Annotated in this window: 18 protein-coding genes; 4 read left to right on the top strand and 14 right to left on the bottom strand. The window is 62.8% G+C overall.

Translation table 11 applies throughout. The features are described 5' to 3' along the window. Window positions 1-40: 40 nt before the first annotated feature. From GIW48_RS12200 to GIW48_RS12180, 5 genes are all read right to left on the bottom strand, one after another. A complete protein-coding gene (locus tag GIW48_RS12200) occupies window positions 41-1,651 on the bottom strand; it encodes a gamma-glutamyltransferase family protein (RefSeq protein ID WP_236460867.1) in 1,611 nt (536 codons plus the stop codon). Between the two features lie 23 nt (window positions 1,652-1,674). Beyond that, window positions 1,675-2,454: an amino acid ABC transporter ATP-binding protein gene (locus GIW48_RS12195; RefSeq protein ID WP_065888097.1), complete on the bottom strand. Its 780-nt coding sequence runs from the start codon at window positions 2,452-2,454 to the stop codon at window positions 1,675-1,677. Between the two features lie 2 nt (window positions 2,455-2,456). Continuing rightward, the gene (locus tag GIW48_RS12190; RefSeq protein WP_056857994.1) at window positions 2,457-3,233 is read right to left on the bottom strand and encodes an amino acid ABC transporter permease; all 777 of its coding nucleotides are present in this window, start codon (window positions 3,231-3,233) and stop codon (window positions 2,457-2,459) included. A gap of 12 nt (window positions 3,234-3,245) precedes the next feature. Then, window positions 3,246-4,055, bottom strand: a complete 810-nt coding sequence (locus GIW48_RS12185) for an ABC transporter substrate-binding protein (RefSeq protein ID WP_017136334.1) — start codon at window positions 4,053-4,055, stop codon at window positions 3,246-3,248. A gap of 76 nt (window positions 4,056-4,131) precedes the next feature. Further along, a complete protein-coding gene (locus GIW48_RS12180; RefSeq protein WP_099488697.1) occupies window positions 4,132-4,800 on the bottom strand; it encodes a GntR family transcriptional regulator in 669 nt (222 codons plus the stop codon). A 433-nt stretch (window positions 4,801-5,233) separates the two neighbouring features. Between GIW48_RS12180 and GIW48_RS12175 the strand changes: the two genes are divergently transcribed. Both GIW48_RS12175 and GIW48_RS12170 read left to right on the top strand, forming a co-directional pair. Beyond that, window positions 5,234-6,295, top strand: coding sequence for an aromatic ring-hydroxylating oxygenase subunit alpha (locus GIW48_RS12175; protein WP_170038651.1), 1,062 nt, complete (start codon window positions 5,234-5,236; stop codon window positions 6,293-6,295). Between the two features lie 29 nt (window positions 6,296-6,324). Beyond that, a complete protein-coding gene (locus tag GIW48_RS12170; RefSeq protein WP_170038653.1) occupies window positions 6,325-7,275 on the top strand; it encodes a PDR/VanB family oxidoreductase in 951 nt (316 codons plus the stop codon). Between the two features lie 6 nt (window positions 7,276-7,281). On the opposite strand, the gene GIW48_RS12165 is transcribed toward GIW48_RS12170, so the two are convergent. From GIW48_RS12165 to GIW48_RS12140, 6 genes are all read right to left on the bottom strand, one after another. Next, window positions 7,282-7,995: a GntR family transcriptional regulator gene (locus GIW48_RS12165; RefSeq protein WP_236460868.1), complete on the bottom strand. Its 714-nt coding sequence runs from the start codon at window positions 7,993-7,995 to the stop codon at window positions 7,282-7,284. 55 nt (window positions 7,996-8,050) lie between these two features. After that, window positions 8,051-9,793 carry an acyl-CoA dehydrogenase gene (locus tag GIW48_RS12160; protein ID WP_236460870.1) on the bottom strand — a complete coding sequence of 581 codons (1,743 nt, stop codon included), beginning with the start codon at window positions 9,791-9,793 and terminating at the stop codon, window positions 8,051-8,053. A gap of 34 nt (window positions 9,794-9,827) precedes the next feature. After that, window positions 9,828-11,063: a thiolase family protein gene (locus GIW48_RS12155; RefSeq protein WP_236460871.1), complete on the bottom strand. Its 1,236-nt coding sequence runs from the start codon at window positions 11,061-11,063 to the stop codon at window positions 9,828-9,830. Beyond that, window positions 11,060-12,934, bottom strand: a complete 1,875-nt coding sequence (locus GIW48_RS12150; RefSeq protein ID WP_236460872.1) for a feruloyl-CoA synthase — start codon at window positions 12,932-12,934, stop codon at window positions 11,060-11,062. Before GIW48_RS12150 ends, GIW48_RS12155 begins: the two co-directional genes overlap by 4 nt. A gap of 62 nt (window positions 12,935-12,996) precedes the next feature. Then, window positions 12,997-14,445: an aldehyde dehydrogenase gene (locus GIW48_RS12145; protein ID WP_236460873.1), complete on the bottom strand. Its 1,449-nt coding sequence runs from the start codon at window positions 14,443-14,445 to the stop codon at window positions 12,997-12,999. 76 nt (window positions 14,446-14,521) lie between these two features. Continuing rightward, window positions 14,522-15,352: a p-hydroxycinnamoyl CoA hydratase/lyase gene (locus tag GIW48_RS12140; RefSeq protein WP_017139056.1), complete on the bottom strand. Its 831-nt coding sequence runs from the start codon at window positions 15,350-15,352 to the stop codon at window positions 14,522-14,524. 213 nt (window positions 15,353-15,565) lie between these two features. On the opposite strand from GIW48_RS12140, the gene GIW48_RS12135 reads away from it, so the two are divergent. Continuing rightward, entirely contained in the window at window positions 15,566-16,054 is a 489-nt protein-coding gene (locus GIW48_RS12135; RefSeq protein WP_069552231.1) for a MarR family winged helix-turn-helix transcriptional regulator, read from the top strand. Between the two features lie 5 nt (window positions 16,055-16,059). Here the strand turns inward: GIW48_RS12135 and GIW48_RS12130 are convergent, their stop codons facing one another. Beyond that, window positions 16,060-17,385: an OprD family porin gene (locus GIW48_RS12130; RefSeq protein WP_176991976.1), complete on the bottom strand. Its 1,326-nt coding sequence runs from the start codon at window positions 17,383-17,385 to the stop codon at window positions 16,060-16,062. A gap of 306 nt (window positions 17,386-17,691) precedes the next feature. Between GIW48_RS12130 and mhpT the strand changes: the two genes are divergently transcribed. Continuing rightward, window positions 17,692-18,900, top strand: coding sequence for a 3-(3-hydroxy-phenyl)propionate transporter MhpT (gene mhpT, locus GIW48_RS12125; RefSeq protein ID WP_017139053.1), 1,209 nt, complete (start codon window positions 17,692-17,694; stop codon window positions 18,898-18,900). Here the strand turns inward: mhpT and GIW48_RS12120 are convergent. Continuing rightward, entirely contained in the window at window positions 18,878-19,825 is a 948-nt protein-coding gene (locus tag GIW48_RS12120; protein WP_236460874.1) for a SphA family protein, read from the bottom strand. The two genes, mhpT and GIW48_RS12120, sit on opposite strands and share 23 nt — an antisense overlap. 81 nt (window positions 19,826-19,906) lie before the next feature. After that, a complete protein-coding gene (locus GIW48_RS12115; RefSeq protein ID WP_236460875.1) occupies window positions 19,907-20,674 on the bottom strand; it encodes a coniferyl-alcohol dehydrogenase in 768 nt (255 codons plus the stop codon).

Genomic DNA, 20,674 nt, shown 5'->3' with positions numbered 1-20,674 from the left:
TATTGGCATTGGCCGTCTGGCCCAGCGCTTGTGTAGCCGCTCACCAAACCGCGATATGTGAGTCCGCCCGTGGCTCAGTGCCCCCGCACAACACGCCGGTGACCGGGTCACGCAGGATGATCTGCCCACGCCCATAGTCGGTCAGGTCGCTGTCGGTCTGCACCTTGTGCCCACGCCGCGCCAGCGCATTGACCAGGTCGCGGGACGCGCCGTGTTCGATGCCGACCTTCATGTCGCCCAGCCATTGCCAGCGCGGTGCGTCGAGGGCCGCCTGGGGGTTGAGGCCGAAGTCCACCAGGTTCATCACCATCTGCACATGGCCCTGGGGCTGCATGTAGCCGCCCATCACGCCGAACGGTCCAAGGGCCTGGCCGTCCTTGCTGAGAAAACCCGGGATGATGGTGTGGAAGGTTTTCTTGCCCGGTGCCAGGCAATTGGCATGGGACTCATCGAGGCTGAATTCCTGCCCTCGGTTCTGCAAGGCGATGCCGCTGTCGGGCAGCACCACGCCGGAGCCGAAGCCGTGGTAGTTGCTCTGGATGAACGAAACCATATTGCCTTCGGCGTCGGCGGTCGCCAGGTACACCGTGCCGCTGGCATGGGGGGTGCCGGGTTTGGGCGGCTGCGCCTGCTCGCCGATCTCGCCACGGCGACGGGTGCTGTAGTCGTCACTCAGCAAGTCGGCCACCGCCACGCGCATGTGCGCAGGGTCGGTGATGTAATGCAGGCCGTCGCTGTAGGCCAGCTTCATGGCTTCCAGCTGGCGATGCCAGGTTTGCTGGCTGTCGCGGTGATCGAAGTTGAAGCCTTCGAGGATCTTCAGCGCCATCAGTGCAACCAGGCCCTGGCCGCTCGGCGGGATTTCCCAAACATCCACGCCCCGGTAATTGATGTGGATCGGCTCCACCCACTGCGCGCGGTAATCCTGGAGGTCGCTGGCGCGCAGGTAGCCGCCGCTGGCGCGCGAATGCGCATCCAGGCGCTCGGCCAGAGCGCCGCGATACAGGCTTTCGCAGCCGGTGGCGCCGAGTTCTTCCAGGGTACGGGCCTGGGCCGGGTTGCGGAAAATCTCGCCGGCCCGGGGCGCGCGACCGTCGATGAGGAAGGTGTCGAACCAGGCTTGCAGCACGTCATCGCGGTGCGGGCTGAATTCGTTCAAGGATATCTGCCATTGATGGGCGACCACCGGCGACAACGGGAAACCGTCGCGCGCCAGGCTGATGGCCGGCTGCAGCAAATCAGCAAACGGCAATTTACCGAAGCGTTTGGACAACTCGGCCCACGCCGACGGGCAACCGGGCACCGTCACCGAGGTCCAGCCGTACAGCGGCATCTGTTGATGCCCTGCCGCCTTGACCGCCTCGATACTCAAGGCGGCCGGCGCATGGCCGTTGCCGTTGAGGCCATGCAACTGCCCCTTGCACCACACCAGCGCAAAGGCATCGCCACCCAGGCCACACCCGGTAGGTTCTACAACGGTCAGCGCAGCGGCGGTGGCGATGGCGGCATCAATGGCATTGCCGCCCTTTTGCATGATTTCGATGCCGGCCTGGGCCGCCAGCGGCTGGGACGCCGCAACCATGCCGCGACGGGCAAATACGCTCTGGCGTTGCGACGGGTAGGGGTATTCATGAGCGGAGAATTTCAACATGGCAAAGGCTCTTCAAAAAAAGGTCATAACACGCGGCTGAGAAACGCCCGGGTACGCGGATGGCTGGGACGGCTGAAAATCTGTTCCGGCGGCCCTTGTTCGATCAACTCGCCCTGGTCGAGCACCACCACGCGGTCGGCCACTTCACGGGCAAAGCCCATTTCGTGGGTGACCACCACCATGGTCATTCCCTCCTCGGCCAGTTCCTTCATCACCTGCAGCACTTCGCCGACGGTTTCCGGGTCGAGGGCGCTGGTGGGTTCGTCGAACAGCATCGCCTGGGGTTTCATCGCCAGCGCACGGGCAATCGCCACCCGTTGCTGCTGACCACCGGAGAGCATCGACGGATAGTGGCTGGCCTTGTCCGCCAGGCCGACCCGCGCCAGCAAGCCCCGAGCCTGTTCCAGCGCCTGGGCACGCGGCACGCCGAGCACCTGGATCGGCGCTTCGATAATGTTTTCCAATGCGGTCATGTGCGGGAACAGGTTGAAGCGCTGGAACACCATGCCGATGTCGCGGCGCTGGCGGGCGATGTTGCGCTCCGAATCGCGTACCAGGCTGCCATCGGCGCGTTCGCGATAGCCCATGGCACGGCCGTTGACGCGAATGCGCCCGCCCTGGATGTCTTCCAGCAGGTTGATGCAGCGGATAAAGGTGGTCTTGCCGGAGCCGGAGGCGCCGATCAGCACCACTACTTCGCCGCGCCGCACTTGCAGGGAGATGCCCTTGAGGATCTGCAACTCGCCGAACGACTTCTGGATATCCTGTGCGTCAATGATCAGCTCTTCACTTTGGTGCGCCATGGTTAACGTCCCCTCAGCAGTTTCAGGGTGCTGCGACCGAACATGCGGCTGGCGGCCGGAGGTGGCGCCGAAGGTCGATCGGACTGGCCGAAACGGTGTTCGAGCCAGCGTTGAAAAAAGCCCCACAGCGTGGTCAGGGTCAGGAAGTAAATCGCGACGACCAGGTACAACTCGAATACGCGAAACGTCGCCGAGGTCACCATCTGCGTGCTGAGCAACAACTCCTGCACGCCGATCACACTCACCAGCGTGGTGTTCTTGAGCATCACATTGAACTCATTGCCCAGCGGCGGCACGATCACCCGAAACGCCTGGGGCAGCACGATGCGCCGCATCAGCTTGCCGAACCCCATGCCCAGGGAACGCCCGGCTTCGTACTGGCCCTTGTCCACCGCGCCGATGCCGGCGCGGATGATTTCGGCCATGTACGCGCCTTCATTCAGGCCCAGAGCGATGATCGCCGCCTGGATATTGCCGGGGATGATCAGCCCGAACAGCTCGATGTCCTCGAAGCGGAAGATCCCGCCCGCTGCCAGTGCGGTGTACAAAAACACGATCTGCACCAGCAGCGGCGTGCCGCGCATCAGCCACACATAAAGGCGTACCGGCAGGTGCAAAAGCGGGTTCTTCGACAGGCGCAACAGCGCCGCCGCCAGACCCAGCGCACAGCCGAGCAGCATCGCCAGCACGCTGATCAGGCAAGTCAGCCACAGCCCGGTGAGGTAGACCCCACTGGGTTGCAGCAGGTATTGCCAGAACACATCCCAATTGAAATTCATCGTGGTAGAACCTCAGTCAAGTGTGTCGCTGCTGACATGCCATTTGTTGAGCAATTGCACATAGCTGCCGTCGCTGCGCATGTCGCTGATGATCTGCTGCACGGCGGCGGTCAGTTGCGGGTCGTCCTTGCGCATGCCCAGGCCGGTGAGGATGCGGCTGAACGCAGGCACCCCTTCCTGAAACAGCTCCGGGGCCATCGCCGCGTAGTAACCGGCGGTTTCCACGGTGGTGCCATAGGCGTCAACCTGGCTGATGCGCAGCGCCTGGAACGCATCGGTGTCAGTGTTGTAGACCACCAGTTTCATCGGTGGCTTGCCGGCCTTGGCGAGGCTCTCGTTCTGGGTGTCGAGCAGGGTCTTGATGGTAGAGCCGTTGAGCACCGCCACCTTGCGCGTCGACAGGTCATCCAGGGTCTTGATGCCTTTGGGGTTGCCCTTGGGCACCACCACCGACTGGCTGGAGTACATGTAGTTGACGATGTCGATCACCTGGCGCCGCTCGGGTTTGTCGAACAGTTGGTCGACGATCATGTCGCACTGCTGGGCAAGCAGCGCCGGCACCAGGCCGGAAAACGGAATGACCCGCCATTGCACGGTTTTATTGCCCAGGCGCTTGGCGATTTCCAGGCCCAGGTCGACGGTGAGCCCACGCGGTTTCTGGGATTCGTCGAAGGACACCAGGGGCGGTGAATCCATCCCCGAGCAATAGGTGAGTTTGTCGAGGCTCTTCAGGCGTTCAGGCACCTGGACTGCGGCGCAGGCCCATTGTGTACAGAGACCCAGGGTGACAGCCACCAGCAAGGCGCGGTGTTGTTTATGCATGACCAGACACTCCACTTCGTTAAATAACGGGGCAGGAATCAACGTCTAAACATGGGCGGGTTGGGGCCCGCCTCTTTTATTTTTCCAATTGCAGAAATTGAATCAGCAGCGGCACGGTGCTTTCGATGTGTTCGCGTACCACAGCTTCGGCACCGGCGGCGTCACCGGCGCGAATCGCGTCGAGGATTACGGCGTGTTCCTGGCGCGCACCGAGGGGTTTTTCGCTGTGCTGCAGCCACAAGCGCATGGGCGCTTCCACCAGCGAATACAACGCCGAAATCTGCTTGAGCAAGCGTGGCCGGCCGCTGAGCCCGCACAGGTATTCGTGAAAGGCACGGTGGCAACGGACCCACGCGGCGCTCTCGTCGCGGTAGTCATCCATCTCGTCCAGCAGCCGCTCCAGAGCCGCCAACTGGCGCTCACCGATGCGGCTGACCGCGACGCGCACCGCCAGGCCTTCCAGTGCGCTGCGCATCTCGAACACTTCGTACAGCTCAGCGATATCCAGGCCGCTGACGATGGCACCGCGATTGGGCCGCAGCGTCACCAGGCCCTGGGCATCCAGGCGGCGGAATGCCTCACGCACCGGCATGCGGCTCATGCCGATCTCGCCGGCGATATCCTCGGCGATCAGACGATCGCCCTTGCGGAAACGACCGCCGCAGATGGCGTCGAGCAGGAAGTTGTAGGCCTCCTCCTCGGCAGTGAGGGGCTGGCGGTCAACGTAAGCGGGAGCAAATTGCATTGGCGACCTCTTTGTATTTTTGTATCCAATTATCCATGAATACAAAAAAGCATAACGCGTGCCAACACCTACCGCAGAACATTAGTCATTGATTTAAATGAAGTCTTCCGTTCGGGTGGGGGAAATTACGCAAAGCGGGTAAAGCGATTTGCTACCAAATGACGCAGCAACTTCCCATTTCTGCGCAAAAAAGTAGCGGATGTCCGGTGAAGGGCTTGGTTACGCCCGATGATCTAGACAGGGTATTTTTGGCAGGCCTTTCTTTGCCATCAGCGCACCAAACGCCGCCCACTCAATGGATCCAATAAGAATCCATTGGTCGATAATCGCCCATAACAACTTCAAAATCACTGCCATATATATTGACTCATAGCAGCTCTGGAAATCTAATGGATCCATTAAACAAAAATAATTAACCAGCCAGAGAGTCGCCATGTACCCCAAAAACACTTGGTACGTCGCCTGCACACCCGATGAAATCGCCCAAAAACCCCTGGGTCGGCAGATCTGCGGTGAAAAAATGGTGTTTTATCGTGGCTCGCAAGGCAGCGTCGTAGCCGTCGAAGACTTCTGCCCCCATCGCGGCGCACCGCTTTCACTGGGTTATGTCGAAAATGGCAACCTGGTATGCGGCTATCACGGCCTGGTCATGGGGGCTGACGGTAAGACCGTCGAAATGCCCGGGCAGCGGGTGCGTGGTTTTCCGTGCAACAAGACCTTTGCCGCGGTTGAACGCTATGGCTTTATCTGGGTATGGCCCGGCGATCAGGCCCTTGCCGACCCGGCGCTGATTCATCACCTGGAGTGGGCAGTGAGTGACCAGTGGGCGTACGGCGGCGGGCTGTTTGATATCCAGTGCGATTACCGCCTGATGATCGACAACCTGATGGACCTGACCCACGAAACCTACGTCCACGCTTCCAGCATCGGCCAAAAGGAAATCGATGAAGCGCCTCCCGTCACCACGGTTGAAGGCGACGAAGTCGTCACCGCCCGGCACATGGAAAACATCATGGCTCCGCCGTTCTGGCGCATGGCCCTGCGCGGCAACAACCTCGCCGACGATGTGCCGGTGGACCGCTGGCAGATCTGTCGCTTCACCCCGCCCAGCCATGTGCTGATCGAAGTCGGCGTGGCCCACGCCGGCAAGGGCGGCTACCACGCAGCGCCCGAACACAAGGCGGCAAGCATCGTGGTCGACTTCATCACCCCGCAAACCGAGACGTCGATCTGGTATTTCTGGGGCATGGCGCGCAACTTCAACCCTCACGATGAGGCGCTGACCGCCAGCATTCGCGAAGGCCAAGGGAAGATTTTCAGCGAAGACCTGGAGATGCTCGAACGTCAGCAGCAGAACCTGCTGGCCCACCCGCAACGCAACCTGCTCAAGTTGAATATCGATGCCGGCGGCGTGCAGTCGCGCAAAATCCTGGAGCGACTGATCGCCAAGGAACACACCCTCGAACCACAACTGATCACGACCACCACCGCCTGAACGGCGCGACAACTCTGCGAGGACCGAACATGATCGATGTGGTGGTGGTATCCCGTATTAACGAAGCCCAGGACATTTGCAGCTATGAACTGGCCAGGGTCGATGGCCAGCCGCTGCCCGCCTTCAGTGCCGGCGCGCACATTGACGTGCATCTGCCGGACGGGCTGGTGCGCCAGTATTCGCTGTGCAATCACCCCGAGGAGCGTCATCGCTATCTGATCGGCGTACTCAACGACCCGGCTTCTCGCGGCGGCTCGCGCAGCTTGCACGAGCAGGTACACGAGGGCGCCCACCTGACGATCAGCGAACCACGCAATCTATTCCCCCTGGCCCATGAAGCGCGACGCAGCCTGCTGTTCGCCGGCGGCATCGGCATCACCCCGATCCTGTGCATGGCCGAGCGCCTGGCCCATGCAGGTGCGGACTTCGACCTGCATTATTGTGCCCGCGCCAGTGAGCGTGCTGCGTTTGTACAGCGGCTCAAGGCGTCACCGTTTGCCGAGCGCGTGTTCCTGCATTTCGATGAGCAGCCCCACACGGCCCTCAAGACTGCCGAGGTGTTGGCTGCGCCCGCAGACGATGTGCACTTGTATGTCTGCGGCCCCGGCGGTTTCATGCAACACGTGCTCGACAGCGCACGGGCGCAGGGCTGGCAGGAGGACTGCCTGCATCGCGAGTACTTCTCGGCGGCGCCAGTGGACAACAGCCTCGACGGGAGCTTTTCGGTGAAGCTCGGTAGCAGCGGCCAGGTCTTCACGATCCCCGCCGACAAAACCGTGGTCCAGGTCCTGGAAAGCCAAGGCATCGAGATTGCCGTGTCCTGCGAACAAGGGATCTGTGGCACCTGCCTGACCCGTGTGCTGGACGGCATCCCGGAGCACCGCGACCTGTTCCTCACCGAGCAGGAACAGGCGCTGAATGACCAGTTCACGCCCTGCTGCTCACGCTCGAAAACGCCACTGCTGGTGCTGGACATCTGAACCGTGTCACGACGCGGGCAAAATCACCTTCATGCGCGCGTCGGCGGTGGTTGAACTGAAGATCTCGGCATAACGCAATGTCGCATTGGCGTGTTCGCGCATGATGGCTTCGGCGCGCGCGCCCTGGCGATTGACCAGGGCATCGAACACCGAGTGATGCTGCATGTGGGCATAGTTGAAGCGTCGGTATTCACGAGCCATGTCCTCACGATCCACCGCCAGCGCGGTCACCGATGCGAAGGGCAGGTGATCATTGCGTGCCAGCGCATCCGTGATCGCGGGGTTGTGGCTGCCCTCCACAATGACCTGGTGAAAGCGCATGTTCAGGTCGTGGTAAACCTCGAGGTCATCTTCGGTCACGTAGCCTTTCTCGAACAGTTGGTCGCCTTCCACCAGGCAGCGCTCCAGCGCCGCACGCGCCGCGTCGGAAAGACCCTGCTCGGCGGCTTGCCGTGCAGCCAGGCCTTCCAGCACACCGCGCACTTCGACGGCGCCGGCAATGTCGCTGGCGCTGACCAACCGCACCTGATAGCCGCGCCCGCCAAACGGCACCAGCAGCCCTTCCTGCTCCAGGGTACGAAATGCCATGCGCACCGGCATGCGCGACACACCAAAGCGTTGCGCCGTAGGGGTTTCCATCAGGCGCTCCCCCGCCACCAACTCCCCGCTGGCAATCATCTTGCGCAGTGCAACCAGCACCAATTGACCGGGCTTACTCATCCAGGCAACTTCCAGAAAACGTGGCCTGCCATAGTACCGCAAGCATCCGATCCCGTCAGACGAACGCCAGCGCGGCGCGCGCCCCCTCTATGGCACCCAGGTGTTGCGCCAGCCGCGACGGCAGGTAATCGAAAAAGAACCCGGCGCTTTGCAGCTTGGCGGCACGCAATGGATCGTCTTCGGGCAATGCCCTGGAGACCCGCGCAGCCCGCGCCCAGGCAAAGGCCAGCAACGCCTCGCCACAGAGCTGGAGGAAATCCGGCGCGGCCCGATAGGGGTACTCACTGTCTTCCTGCGCGCGTTCATGCACGGCGCTCACCACACTGGCCAGCGCGTCGCACAGGCTGCCCAATGCGCGGGAGAACCCTGCGCACTCGACATATTGCACGCCCTGCCCGGCCTCGGCACGCAACTCGGCCAGCAGCAGGCCAAAGGCTCGACCTTCATCCCCCAGCACTTTGCGCAGCAACAGGTCATTGGCCTGGATCTCGTTACTGCCCTCGTAGATCATCGCGATGCGGCTGTCCCGCAGGGTTTGCTCGATGGCGAACTCGGTGACATAGCCGTAACCGCCGAATACCTGCAGCGCATTGCTCGCCTGACGAAAGCCCTGCTCGGTGAAAAACGCCTTGATGATGGGCGTCAGCAAAGGCGCCAACCGGGCGGCCGACGAATCCTGGCCATGCTCGGCTTGATCCAGCAGGTGCGCCGCCCAATAGCCGATGGCGCGCATGCCCTCGCTGGTGGTGCGCAGCTCCAGCAACACGCGGCGCATGGCCGGGTGATAACGGATCGGGTCAGCGGCCTGGGCCGCCACGTCTTCGGGCCTTGACGGTGCACGCATCTGCACACGCTCGGCAGCGTACTGCCGGGCATTTTGCCAAGCCGCCTCGACATGCCCCAGACCTTGCAGGCCGACATGCAGGCGCGCCGAATTCATCATCACGAACATCGCCGCCAGGCCCTGATTGGCATCACCGATCAGCCAGCCTTGGGCGGCGTTGAATACCAGGGAGCAGGTGGCGCTGCCCTTGATGCCCATCTTGTGTTCGATACCGTCGCAATGCACACCATTGGCCCGGCCATCGTCCAGCTGCTTGGGTACCAGGAACAGTGAAATGCCGCGACTGCCCGGCGGCGCATCGGGCAGGCGCGCCAGCACCAGGTGCAGAATATTGGCCGTGAGGTCATGCTCACCGCCGGAGATAAACAGCTTGCTGCCGCTCAAGCGATAGCTGCCATCCGCCTGGGGTTCAGCGCGACAGCGCAGCAAACCGACATCGCTGCCAGCCTGGGACTCAGTCAGGCACATGGTGGGCAACGCCTGGCCACTGACAATCTCCGGCAAGTAGCGTGCCTGCAGCCAAGGGTCGGCGTGAGTCTTGAGGCACAGGTAGGCGCCGTGGGCGATCCCGGTGTACATGGCCCAGGCATGGTTGCTGGCGTAGAGCATCTCTTGCAGCGCCGCATCGAGCAGTTGCGGCAGGCCCTGCCCGCCCTGCTCTTCGGCGCACGCCAGCGCCGGCCAACCACCCTCGACGTAAGCACGATAGGCCTCGACGAAGCCGTCCGGGGTGCTGACCTGGCCCGCCTGCCAGCGGCAGCCCTGGCGATCACCGCGGCTGTTCAACGGCGCCAGCACGCCCTGGCTGAAGCGTGCCGCCTCCTCCCACACTTGTAATGCCAGCGGCAGGTCGAGGGCCTCGAACGCTGGGTTGCGCCGCCAGCTGTCGGGCGCCTGCAACCAGTGTTCGAGGACAAATTGCATATCGCGCAGGGGCGCCTCATAGCTCCACATCGGGACACCTCATCGACTAAAAAGAATCACGCACTCAAGCGCGAAAAGCAGGGTTCTCGATCAGCAGCGCCATGCCCTGCCCGCCGCCCACACACGCCGCGGCAATCCCGTAGCGCAGGTTGTGCTGACGCAGTTGTCGGGCCAGGGACATGACCAGGCGCAGGCCAGTGGCAGCCAGTGGATGCCCGAGTGCCAGCGAACCGCCCTGGACGTTGAGGCGGGCGCTGTCCAGCTTAAGTTCATGGGCCACCGCCAGCACTTGGGCGGCCTGGGCTTCGTTGATCTCGAAGCGGCCGATGTCATCCAGATTCAACCCGCTGCGTTGCAGCAGAAGACGAATCGCCGGTGCCGGGCCGATGCCCATGAACTCGGGGGCCACGCCGACCACCGCGCTGGCCAGCAACCGCGCCAGGGCCGGCCGCGTGCAGGCCGAGGCGCGGCCCACCAACGCCGCCGCCGCGCCATCCACCACGGCACAACTGTTGCCGGCGGTTTGCACGCCGCCGGGATGCACGGCGCGCAAGCGTTTCAAGCTCGCAAGGTCGGTGGGCCGAGGGTGGCTGTCTTCGCTGACGGCAGCGGTCCGACGCGCCAGGCTGATGCCTCTGGGCTGGTATCCCTCAAGCTCGAATAGCTGGTTATCGACCGCCACCACCTCGTCAACCCAAGCGCCGTCACGCTGCGCCTGCAACGCTCGCTGGTGGCTGGCGCAGGCGTAGCGGTCCACCGCCTCGCGGCCCAGACCATAACGGCGCGCCAGGTTGTCGGCCGTGGCGATCATGTCCAGGCCCGGGGCCGGGTCGTACAAGGCCTCCCACAGAAAATCCTTGAACTGGACCTCGCCGCCAAGACGAAACCCGCCCCTGTGGGTGTAAGCCGCGATGGGGTTGCGCGACATGGATTCACTGGCCACACACAAGGCCAGTTGCACGCCGTCCTGCAGTTGCCCGGCAGCCTGGCGCAACAGTTCGAAACCGGTGGCGCAGATGCGCTGCACCCCCAGTGCCGGGACCGCTTGCGCCACCCCGCTGTACAAGCCGATATGCCGTGGCAGCAAGTAGGCATCGAAACTGGCCTGGGCCATGGAGCCGGCCAGAACGCTGTCCACTGCCTGCGGTTCAATACCCGCCCGGGCCAGTACCTCACGGCCTACCTTGATCCCCAGGTCGATGGGTGAGACCTGAGACAGTGCTCCACCCAGGTCAATCCAGGGGGTGCGCACGGCCTCGAGAATTGCCACATCGGCAAATGCCGAATACTGCCCGCTCAAGGTTTCGGCTCGGCGCGCAGGATCGTGGCCTCTTCGCCGCGATACAACGCCTCGACCTTGGCCGCGCGCCATTGCAGCACGGCGCGCTGGTTGATCGAACCTTTGTCGGTGATTTCCCCACGGTCAATGGACGCCGGCTCGTCGAGCAAGGCAATCCATTCCAGGCGACTGGCATTGCCAGTGGCCTCGCGATTGAGGCGCTGCAACCAGTCGCCGAACCACTGGCGCACCGGCGCGCTGGCCAGCACGTCGGCGTCGCTGGCGGCGGCGTCCAGGCCCGCCAACCGACGGCATTCGTAGAGCCTGGGGAACACCAGTGCTCCGAGGCACTCGCGATCGGGCGCGGCAATCACCAGGTCCTGCACATAGGGCGAGCCGTCGAGCACCGCGCGATTGCGCAACGGACCCACGCTGACAAACACCCCGGAAGAGAGCTTGAAATCCTCGGCAATTCGCCCATCGAACATCAGGCCCAGTTGCGGCTGCCGAGGGTCGGCGAGCTTGATCGCGTCTCCTGAACAGTAGAACCCCTGCTCATCGAACACCTCGGCGGTTTGCTGGGGCGCTCGCCAGTAACCCGGCATGATATGCGGCCCGCGAAAGCGCCCTTCGAACTTGCCGTCCACCGGCACCAGGCGCACCTCGCAGCCCGGCGCGGGCAAACCGATATAGCCGGCCATGGACAACGGTCCGGTGGTGAAGGTGCAGGACGGCGCGGCTTCGGTCATGCCCAGCCCGGCCATCATGCGGATGCGCTCACCGCAGTGCTGTTCGGCTACGCGGTCGAGGCGATCCCAGATACTTTGGGACAGGCCGGCGGCGGCGAAGAAGAACAGTTTCATCCGCGCAAAAAAACGCTCGCGCAACTCGGCGTCCTGTTCCAGGGCGTTGACCAGCTCTTCCCAGCCCTTGGGGACCGTCAGGTAAGCCGTGGGCGAAATTTCCTTGAGGTTGCGCAAGGTCTGGGCAAAACCCTGGACCGTGGGCTTGCCGTCGTCCAGATAAAAGGTGCCACCGTTGTAGAGCACGATGCCGACGTTGTGGCTGCCGCCAAAGGTGTGATTCCACGGCAGCCAGTCCACCAGCACCGGAGGTTCCTCACCGAACACCGGAAACGTCTGCAGCAGCATCTGCTGGTTGGCGCAGAGCATGCGCTGGGTGGTGATCACGGCCTTGGGCAATTTGGTCGAGCCCGAGGTGAAGAGAAACTTGGCAATGCTGTCGGGACCGGTGGCATTGAAGGCCTGCTCGGCCTCAGCGCCCCCCGGCGTGTGCAACAGGCTGGCGAAGCTTATCTGGCTGCGCCCGGGCACTTGGCCGCGCACGCAGATCAACGGGGTTTCGGCCGGCAATACGGCCTCGATCGCACGCTGGTAGGCCGCCGCATCGCTGACGAACACCAGCCCGGGTTGCAGCAGGTCACAGACATGCCGCAGCTTGGCGAAATCCTGGGACAACAACGCGTACGCCGGCGAGACCGGGCAGTACGGAATACCGGCGTACATGGCGCCGAGGGCAACCTGCAAATGCTCGATGTCGTTGCCGGACAGCAAGGCCAGCGGCTTGTCCGCCGACAGCCCGTAGCTGAGCAGGCTCTGGGCAATCGCGCGCACGCTGTCGAGCATTTCGCGGTAGCTGACACGGCGCCAATCCCCACCGGCCTGGCGTGCCGCGATAAACGTCTGCTCGGGCCGTACCCGAGCCCAATGCACCAGGCGATCGAGCAGGCGCGCCGGCAACTCGGCCAGGGGCTCCAGGGAGCGCATGTGCAACACGCCGTGTTCTTCAGTGACCGCCACCGGTGCGTGGCCGATGGAGACCTCGCGGTATCGCGGTGCGGGCTGGGGTTGCGGTCGGAATTCGGAACTCACAAGGATGTCCTCCAGCAAGGCGGATCACAGCCGCCTTGTTATTGTTATGTCGCAGCAACTGCTCAGATCGGGTAATGCCGTGGCCCGTTCTGCAAGGTCACCCAGCGCAATTGCGTGAAGTGCTCAATGGACGCCTTGCCACCAAAGCTGCCGAACCCACTGGACTTGACCCCACCAAACGGCATCTGCGCTTCGTCATGCACGGTCGGGCCGTTGATATGGCAAATACCCGACTCGACCCGCTGCGCCAGTGCCAGCGCGCGCCCGGTGTCGCGACTGAAAATCGCCGCCGACAGGCCGAACTCGGAATCGTTGGCCAGGCGCAACAAGGCTTCATCACCGTCTCCGCGCAGCAGGACGGCCACCGGGCCAAAGGACTCTTCGCGGTACAAGCGCATGTGTTCGGTGACGCCATCGATCAGGGTCGGCTGCAAGATGCTGCCCTCGAGCTGGCCGCCTATCACCAGCCGCGCGCCCTTGGCCAGGGCATCGTCGATCAGGGCCTTGATGCGTGTGCCAGCGCTGGCGTCCACCAGGGAACCGAGTACCGAATCCGCCGCAGCGGGGTCACCCGCACGCAGGGTCGCGACCTTGGCCGCCAGCTTGGCGGTGAACGCATCGGCGACCCTGGCATCGACAATCAGGCGTTCGGTGGACATGCAAATCTGGCCCTGGTTGAAATAGGCGCCAAAGGCCGCCGCCGCCACAGCCGAGTCAAGATCGGCATCGTCGAGCACCAGCAACGGCGCCTTGCCACCCAACTCCAGCAACGCCGGCTTGAGGTGACGCGCCGAGAGCTCGCCGACAATCCGCCCGACATGGGTCGAGCCGGTGAAGTTGACCCGCCGCACGGCCGGGTTGGCGATCAATCGCTCGACAATCGCGGCGGCATCGGCCGGGGCATTGCTGATGACGTTGACCACGCCATCGCCCAGGCCGGCGTCCTGCAATACCTGGCCGATCAGGCGGTGCACTGCCGGGCTCAGCTCCGAGGCCTTGAGCACCACGGTGTTTCCGCAGGCCAGCGGCATGGCGATGGCGCGCGTGGCGAGGATCACCGGAGCGTTCCACGGCGCGATGCCCAGCACCACACCGCACGGTTGACGCAAGGCCATGGCGAAACTGCCGGGAACATCCGAGGGAATCACCTCCCCCGTAATCTGGGTGGTCATCGACGCCGCTTCGCGCAGCATATTGGCCGCCAGACGCACGTTGAAGCCATACCAGTTGGCCATGGCGCCGGTCTCGCCGGCGGCGGCGATGAATTCGCTGCTGCGCGCCTGCAATTGCTCGGCAGCGTTGAGCAAGCGGGTGCGGCGTTCGTTGGGCGCCAGCGCCGCCCACGCGGGGAACGCGGCGTGGGCGGCGGCGACCGCGGCGTCGGCATCTTCCAGGGTCGCCGCAGCCACCCGCGAGACCACTTCACCGGTCACCGGGTTGCGACGTTCGAAGGTTCGACCGTCACGGGCGGGGCACGACTGGCCGCCGATCAACAGGGGCACGTCCAGCATGGTGATTCCTCTTTATTGTCTTTATCGGGAATACGTTCAAGCAGGGTACAACGGCGCGGCCAGGCGGCCGCGCCCTTCAGCGTTTATAGGCCTGCAGGCCAGGCTTGATGCTCTTGTCGTCAAGGAACTGTTTCATGCCCTGCTCGCGACCGCCTTCGGTGTCGAGCAGGCGCGACTGATCAAGCTTGGCGTAGAGATAATCCTCGTTCTGCTCCCAGGTCAGTTCGCGGCAGCGCTTGAAGCCATGCTTGGCGGCACGCAGCACCACCGGGTTTTTCTCCAGCAGGTTGCGCGCCAGTTCGATGGTCACTTCGCGCAGTTGAGCCAGGGGCACGCTTTCGTTGACCAGGCCCATTTGCGCAGCTTTCTGCCCGCCAAAGGTCTTGCCGGTCATGATGTAGTACAGCGATTGACGATGGCCCACGGTGTCGGCCATGGCCTTGCTCACCAGGTTGCCCGGCGGGATGCCCCAGTTGATTTCCGAGAGGCCGAAGGTCGCTTCGTCGGCGCAGATCGCCAGGTCGCACGCCACCAGCGGGCTGAAGCCACCGCCGAAGCACCAGCCATTGACCATGGCGATGGTCGGCTTGGCGTACATGCGCAGCAGTTTCCATTGCCATTGCGAGGCTTCGCGGCGGATTTTTTCCTGGAGGATTTCCGGGCCGGCATCCACTTCGCGGAAGTATTCCTTGAGGTCCATGCCCGCAGTCCAGGCTTCGCCCGCACCGGTGAGGACCAGCACGCCGGCGGCAGGGTCCTGTTCGAGGGTTTCCAGGACGTCGATCATTTCCCGGTTCAGGGTCGGGCTCATGGCGTTGCGTTTTTCCGGACGATTGAGAATGACCCAGGCGATGCCTTCTTCGATCTCAACCTTGACTGTGGTCCAACGGCCTTCGTAATTGCTCATGGCGGTACGCTCTTGTTCTGGGTGTGAAGATGATTCGAAATTAAACCGCAAATATAGTTATGTCAATTAACTATTAATCTGAATAACCAATATTTTTCCTGCTTAAAACCCGCGCGGTGCAGGCGCTTTCAAAACCCGGCATAGCCATAGCGCGCCAACACCGGCAAACTAGATACTCTTATTAACCTGCACCTTCTGAGGATTGCACTGCCAATGGCCAAGCCTTCCACCATCGCCACCGCCAGCCAGGCCCTGCCCGACAACGACGAGGTAAGGCCGCCGCTGGATTCAGCCCTGGACGATCTGATCGGTTACGCCATGCGCCGCGCCCAGCTCAAGCTGTTCCAGAACCTGATCGGCCGGTTGTCGGACCACGACCTGCGCCCGGCGCAGTTTTCGGCCCTGGCAATCATCGAGCAGCACCCCGGGCTGATGCAGGCCGACCTGGCTCGCGCCCTGGCCATCGAGCCGCCCCAGGTGGTGCCATTGCTGAACAAGCTGGAAAGCCGCGCTCTGGCCGTGCGGGTACGCTGCAAACCGGACAAGCGCTCCTACGGGATCTTCCTCAGCAAGACCGGCGAAACCCTGCTCAAGGAACTCAAGGACATCGCCGCCCAGAGTGACCTCGACGCCACGGCCGCCCTCGACGGCCAGGAACGTGAAGAGCTGCTGCGCTTGCTGAAGAAGGTCTACCAGGACTGATCGGCCTACCAGAGCGCCACGGTGTAGAGCACCAGGAAACGGGTCTGGTTTTCATCGCGAAAGGCCGCGCCGCTCGGGAAGTCATTGCGGTAGATCGACTTGCGCGCCATGAACCCGACGTTCTTCAGCGGGCCGCTCTGAATCACATACCCCAGTTCCATCTGGAACTCGCGCTCCTTGCGATCCTCGGCGTTCAAAGCGGCCAGTTCGATGTGGTCGCCACGCACATAGCGCAGCCGAGTCTTGAGCCCCGGCACACCCGATGCCGCGAAGTCATAGTCGTAGATGGCTTGCCAGGTGCGCTCCTTGGCGTTGAGAAAGTCCGAACTCATGGTCAGTTCGCTCATGCCCATCAACTCCGTTCCCGAGATATAGGGCGTGGCCGTCTCCCCGCTTGAGTGCATGTAGCCAAGGCTGACGCGATGGCCGCCCAGGCGGTAGCCAAACAACGCCGAGAGGTTGCGGTTATCCACCTTGCCCGCCTTGGCACTGCCATCCTCACGGCTGAAAAAACTGCGCAGGTCGCTGGTGAGCACACCATCGCCCACCGGCAAGTTGTGCAGCAGCGCCAAGGTGTCCTGCTGATAGAGGTCCGCGATCTGCGAGTGATAAACCCGCAGGCTGAGGTCTTTATTGACCTGGTAATCACCGCCCACATAAGCCAGGTGCGAGGTGGTGGCGGTGGCGTTGAAGCGCCGGTTGGGCGAGGCGATGGTCATGGCCTGGTAGTCGGTGGAGTCGCGTTTGTTGATGCGGTCGATATAGCCCGTGTTGAGGGTCAGGCCATCGATGTCCTTGGAGCTCAACGTGGTGCCGCGAAACGTTTGCGGCAGCAGCCGCGACGGACTGGCAAAGGCAAACGGCAGGAAGATCGACACATCGCCGGCCTTGACCGTGGTTTGGGCGAACCGCAGTTTGGCGGTTGGGGCCAGGCGCGAGTAGTCGTCGGCGGCGCGCTTGTCGCTGGCCGACACCGGCAACAACTCGGTACCGCTGCGGTCCGGCGAAGAGTCGAGCTTGACCCCCATCAACCCGCGTACATCCAGGCCAAAGCCGACCGGGCCAGGGGTGTAACCCGATTCCAGGTTGAGGATGAACGCCTGGGCCCATTCCCGTGCGGCGGTCTTCGCACCGTCATCCTTGTAGTCGCGGTCCAGGTAGTAATTGCGCAAGGTCAGGGTGCCGTGGCTGTCGTCGATAAAGCCTGCAGCCCACAGCGAACCGGGCAGCACGCTCAAGGCCAACAATGCCATCAGCCGGCGTGGAGTGTTGTTCGACACACAGGAGACGGACGCCGCTGCAACGGCGTCCTCCATAGGGAGTTCTGGCATGTTCGATGTCCATTTTTGTTGTTGTTATTGGGTTGGCGCACGCGCGGCCCTGTGAGCCTCGCAAACCAAGAATGGAAACAGCCGACGGTACTCGTCAACCGTAACTGACCGATAATCGAACATTAATAAAGCTATCTATTTTTTATCCATGAACAAACAAATATCTCAATCAATTGAATTTAATGACTTTATTCCGTTTTTTTACTGATTTTATTCCACGATTCATTTTTTAGTTATATTTGTTATCTTAATCCTTAGCAGCCACTCAAGCTCGCCACCACAACAAAAACAACAATGAGGTTTGCCATGGACAGTCCATCGCGTCGTTCGACGCTGACTATTGCGTTGTGCTTTATCGTTGCGCTGATCGAAGGGTTCGACCTGCAAGCCGCCGGCACCGCCGCCGCTGGGTTACGTCAAACCTTCGCCCTGGATCCGAAGATGCTCGGCTGGGTGTTCAGCGTCGGCATCATCGGCCTGCTGCCGGGGGCGTTCTTCGGGGGCTGGGTTGCCGACCGGATCGGGCGCAAGAAAATCCTGGTCAGCGCCGTGCTGCTGTTCGGGTTGTTTTCACTGAGCACCGCATTTGTCGAGAGCTACTCAAGCTTGTTGCTGGTGCGCTTTCTCACCGGCCTGGGGCTGGGCGCCGCGTTGCCCAACCTGATCGCGCTGTGCGCCGAAGCGGTGAGCGAACGCAACCGTGGCACGGCCATCAGCGTGATGTACTGCGGGGTGCCGCTGGGGGGAGCATTGGCCGCGGTGGTGGCGATGTTTTCCAGTGAGCACTGGCAGACCACGTTTATTATCGGCGGCCTGGCGCCCTTGCTGGCCGTGCCGCTGATGATCCTGCTGCTGCCTGAATCCAGTGCCTTTCGCCAACAGCTCGACAACACCCACGGCGCCCGCCCCTCCACCGGCCAGGCGCTGTTCGGCGACGGTCGCGCGCGCACCACGCTGGCCTTGTGGCTCAGCTACTTCTTCACCCTGACCGTGATGTACATGCTGCTTAACTGGCTGCCGTCGCTGTTGCTGGAACAGGGTTTCAGCAAACCCCAGGCGGGCATGGTGCAGATGCTCTTCAATATCGGCGGCGCCCTGGGGTCGCTGCTCGGCGGCGTGCTGCTGGACCGCTGTAATGCCCTCAAAGTGGTGCTGTCGGTGTACGCCGGGCTGCTGGCGGCCCTGGCCGGGGTCGGGCTGTCAGTGGGCATCGTACCCATGGCCATTGCCGGCTTTGCCGCCGGTTTGTTCGTGATGGCTGCGCAGTTGGTGCTGTACGCCTCGGCACCGCCCTCGTATCCCACCTCGGTGCGTGCCACCGGCGTCGGGGCCGCCGTGGCAGTGGGCCGCCTGGGTTCGGTGGCCGGGCCGCTGGCGGCCGGGCAACTCCTCGCTGCCGGCGCCGGCACCGCGGGGGTACTGCTGGCGACGTCCCCCGGGGTGGTGATTGCCGCACTGACCATCATCAGCGTGATGGTGCGTACCGCGCCTACTAGAACTTATGCAGCCAGTTGAGCACCAGTTTGTTGCCCCCGGTGCGGTTCTGCGCCTGTTGTTCAAAGTAGGCGTTTACCGATAGCACCTCCTCCTTGCTGAACGCATAGACCAGGCCTGGGCCAATGGCCCAGACCTTTTCCCGGCGCCCGCTCACGGCGTGCCCATCGACCTGGGTGTCGGTGATCTGCTTCAACCAATAGCCGTTCACCCCCACGCTCAGTTGCTGGCTCAAGGCATATTGCAGCGTCAGGTTGGCATGCAATGCCTGGCCGGCCTGGGTATCGGAAACATCCCCGAAGCCTGCCTGCGGATCATCATTCTTGCCATTCCACAGGTACATGAAACGCCCGCTCGCCGACCATGTCGGGCTGAACCAGTACGTCGCCGCGTAATACGGGTTGAATGACCAGAAGTTGCTGCCGGGGTTGATCGAGCGATGGCGGTCATAGGCCCCCACCGGGATCGAAACATCAGCCTCGACACGCTGGGTCAACAGCGGGCTGCCATCGGCGCGATTCAGAGTTGGCAGTTGCAGGAAGGCACCGACCGTCAGGTCACCGAAGCCAGCACGGGAACTCAGCGCCGCATTGTTCAACCCATCGTCGACATTCACCCGGGCCAGGGAAGTGTTGATCAGGGTGAAGCCGGGCATCGCGCCATTGGCCAGGGGTTGGCCGACGTAGATGATCTGCGTGGTGGGCGCCACCACTTCCAGGTCCTGCTTGGGCAGCGCCAGCTTGTTGCCGTGGGCATCATTGAAACGGTTGGACCGCGAGTAGGTCAGGTACTCCTCCAGGTACCAGCCAGGGCCGGCCGGCGCTGGCGAGCCGTCGTAGAAACTGGTGGTGCCGAGGTTGAGTCCGGGAAGGTCGTAAGCATGTGCAGTCGATGTCAGCGCGACAAATGTCGTGGCCGCAACCGTCCGCAAGATAGGCTTGAGCATCTTGTATGTCCTGTATTTTTGTTGTTGTTCAAGACTCCCGGCACGTAGGGCCCGCACCGGGATTTATCGCTGTGGCAGGCCCTACACGTAGGTGGCGGCCAAACCGCCATCCACCGGTAGATTGACCCCGTTGACCCAGCGCGCAGCATCCGAGCAGAGGAAGGCAATCACCGCCGCCACCTCATCGGCCAGGGCTGGACGGGTCATGCGCTGGCTGTCCTCGGCCACCCGCTGCGGCCCGAGCATGCTGACGAAATCGCCGAGAATCGGGGTAAACACCGGCCCCGGCGCCACGCAGTTGATACGCAGCGAGTGATCGCGAAACCAGCCCTGGGATTGTTGGAAGCTCCACACGATCAGCGCCTCCTTGAAGTATTGATAACAGCTGCCCTGCTCCACCGGATTGGCCGCCAGCCACTGCTGCCCGGCCTCGAAGCTGGGTATCGCGGCCAGCGTCTTGTGCAGCTCCAGCCGTTGCGGCCATTGCGCGCCAAGCACCGAGGCGACATTGACGATGCTGCCGCCCGCCGGCATGCGTGGCAGCAGCGATTGAGTCAGGTGCCGCAGCCCCAGGTAATTGACCGTGGCCACCGCGTGCACGGGCGCCGTACCGGGCACACCAGCGATGTTGCACAGCCCGTGGACCCGCGCGGGCAGGCGCGCCACCAGCGCATCAATGCTGACAGGGTCACCCAGGTCAGCCTGGAAGAAACCATCCAGGGTCAGTTGCGGTTCATGGCGATCCACGCCGATCACCGTGGCCCCCTGGAAACGCGCGAGCCGCGCCAGTTCGGCGCCAATGCCTGAAGCGACGCCGGTGACAATCAGGGTTTTGTTGTACAGGTTCAT

This window comes from Pseudomonas sp. PA-6-3C (assembly GCF_021605825.1).
In the GTDB taxonomy this organism is placed as follows: domain Bacteria; phylum Pseudomonadota; class Gammaproteobacteria; order Pseudomonadales; family Pseudomonadaceae; genus Aquipseudomonas; species Aquipseudomonas edaphica.
The sequence above is the reverse complement of the archived record's forward strand: the minus strand, read 5'-3'. Positions and strand labels throughout refer to the sequence as shown.

What these genes read in the sequence shown, in the direction of transcription:
- GIW48_RS12200 (WP_236460867.1), bottom strand. Translation starts at nt 1,651, where the DNA reads ATGTTGAAATTCTCCGCTCATGAATACCCCTACCCGTCGCAACGCCAG.
- GIW48_RS12195 (WP_065888097.1), bottom strand. Translation starts at nt 2,454, where the DNA reads ATGGCGCACCAAAGTGAAGAGCTGATCATTGACGCACAGGATATCCAG.
- GIW48_RS12190 (WP_056857994.1), bottom strand. Translation starts at nt 3,233, where the DNA reads ATGAATTTCAATTGGGATGTGTTCTGGCAATACCTGCTGCAACCCAGT.
- GIW48_RS12185 (WP_017136334.1), bottom strand. Translation starts at nt 4,055, where the DNA reads ATGCATAAACAACACCGCGCCTTGCTGGTGGCTGTCACCCTGGGTCTC.
- GIW48_RS12180 (WP_099488697.1), bottom strand. Translation starts at nt 4,800, where the DNA reads ATGCAATTTGCTCCCGCTTACGTTGACCGCCAGCCCCTCACTGCCGAG.
- GIW48_RS12175 (WP_170038651.1), top strand. Translation starts at nt 5,234, where the DNA reads ATGTACCCCAAAAACACTTGGTACGTCGCCTGCACACCCGATGAAATC.
- GIW48_RS12170 (WP_170038653.1), top strand. Translation starts at nt 6,325, where the DNA reads ATGATCGATGTGGTGGTGGTATCCCGTATTAACGAAGCCCAGGACATT.
- GIW48_RS12165 (WP_236460868.1), bottom strand. Translation starts at nt 7,995, where the DNA reads ATGAGTAAGCCCGGTCAATTGGTGCTGGTTGCACTGCGCAAGATGATT.
- GIW48_RS12160 (WP_236460870.1), bottom strand. Translation starts at nt 9,793, where the DNA reads ATGTGGAGCTATGAGGCGCCCCTGCGCGATATGCAATTTGTCCTCGAA.
- GIW48_RS12145 (WP_236460873.1), bottom strand. Translation starts at nt 14,445, where the DNA reads ATGCTGGACGTGCCCCTGTTGATCGGCGGCCAGTCGTGCCCCGCCCGT.
- GIW48_RS12140 (WP_017139056.1), bottom strand. Translation starts at nt 15,352, where the DNA reads ATGAGCAATTACGAAGGCCGTTGGACCACAGTCAAGGTTGAGATCGAA.
- GIW48_RS12135 (WP_069552231.1), top strand. Translation starts at nt 15,566, where the DNA reads ATGGCCAAGCCTTCCACCATCGCCACCGCCAGCCAGGCCCTGCCCGAC.
- GIW48_RS12130 (WP_176991976.1), bottom strand. Translation starts at nt 17,385, where the DNA reads ATGCCAGAACTCCCTATGGAGGACGCCGTTGCAGCGGCGTCCGTCTCC.
- mhpT (WP_017139053.1), top strand. Translation starts at nt 17,692, where the DNA reads ATGGACAGTCCATCGCGTCGTTCGACGCTGACTATTGCGTTGTGCTTT.
- GIW48_RS12120 (WP_236460874.1), bottom strand. Translation starts at nt 19,825, where the DNA reads ATGCTCAAGCCTATCTTGCGGACGGTTGCGGCCACGACATTTGTCGCG.
- GIW48_RS12115 (WP_236460875.1), bottom strand. Translation starts at nt 20,674, where the DNA reads ATGAACCTGTACAACAAAACCCTGATTGTCACCGGCGTCGCTTCAGGC.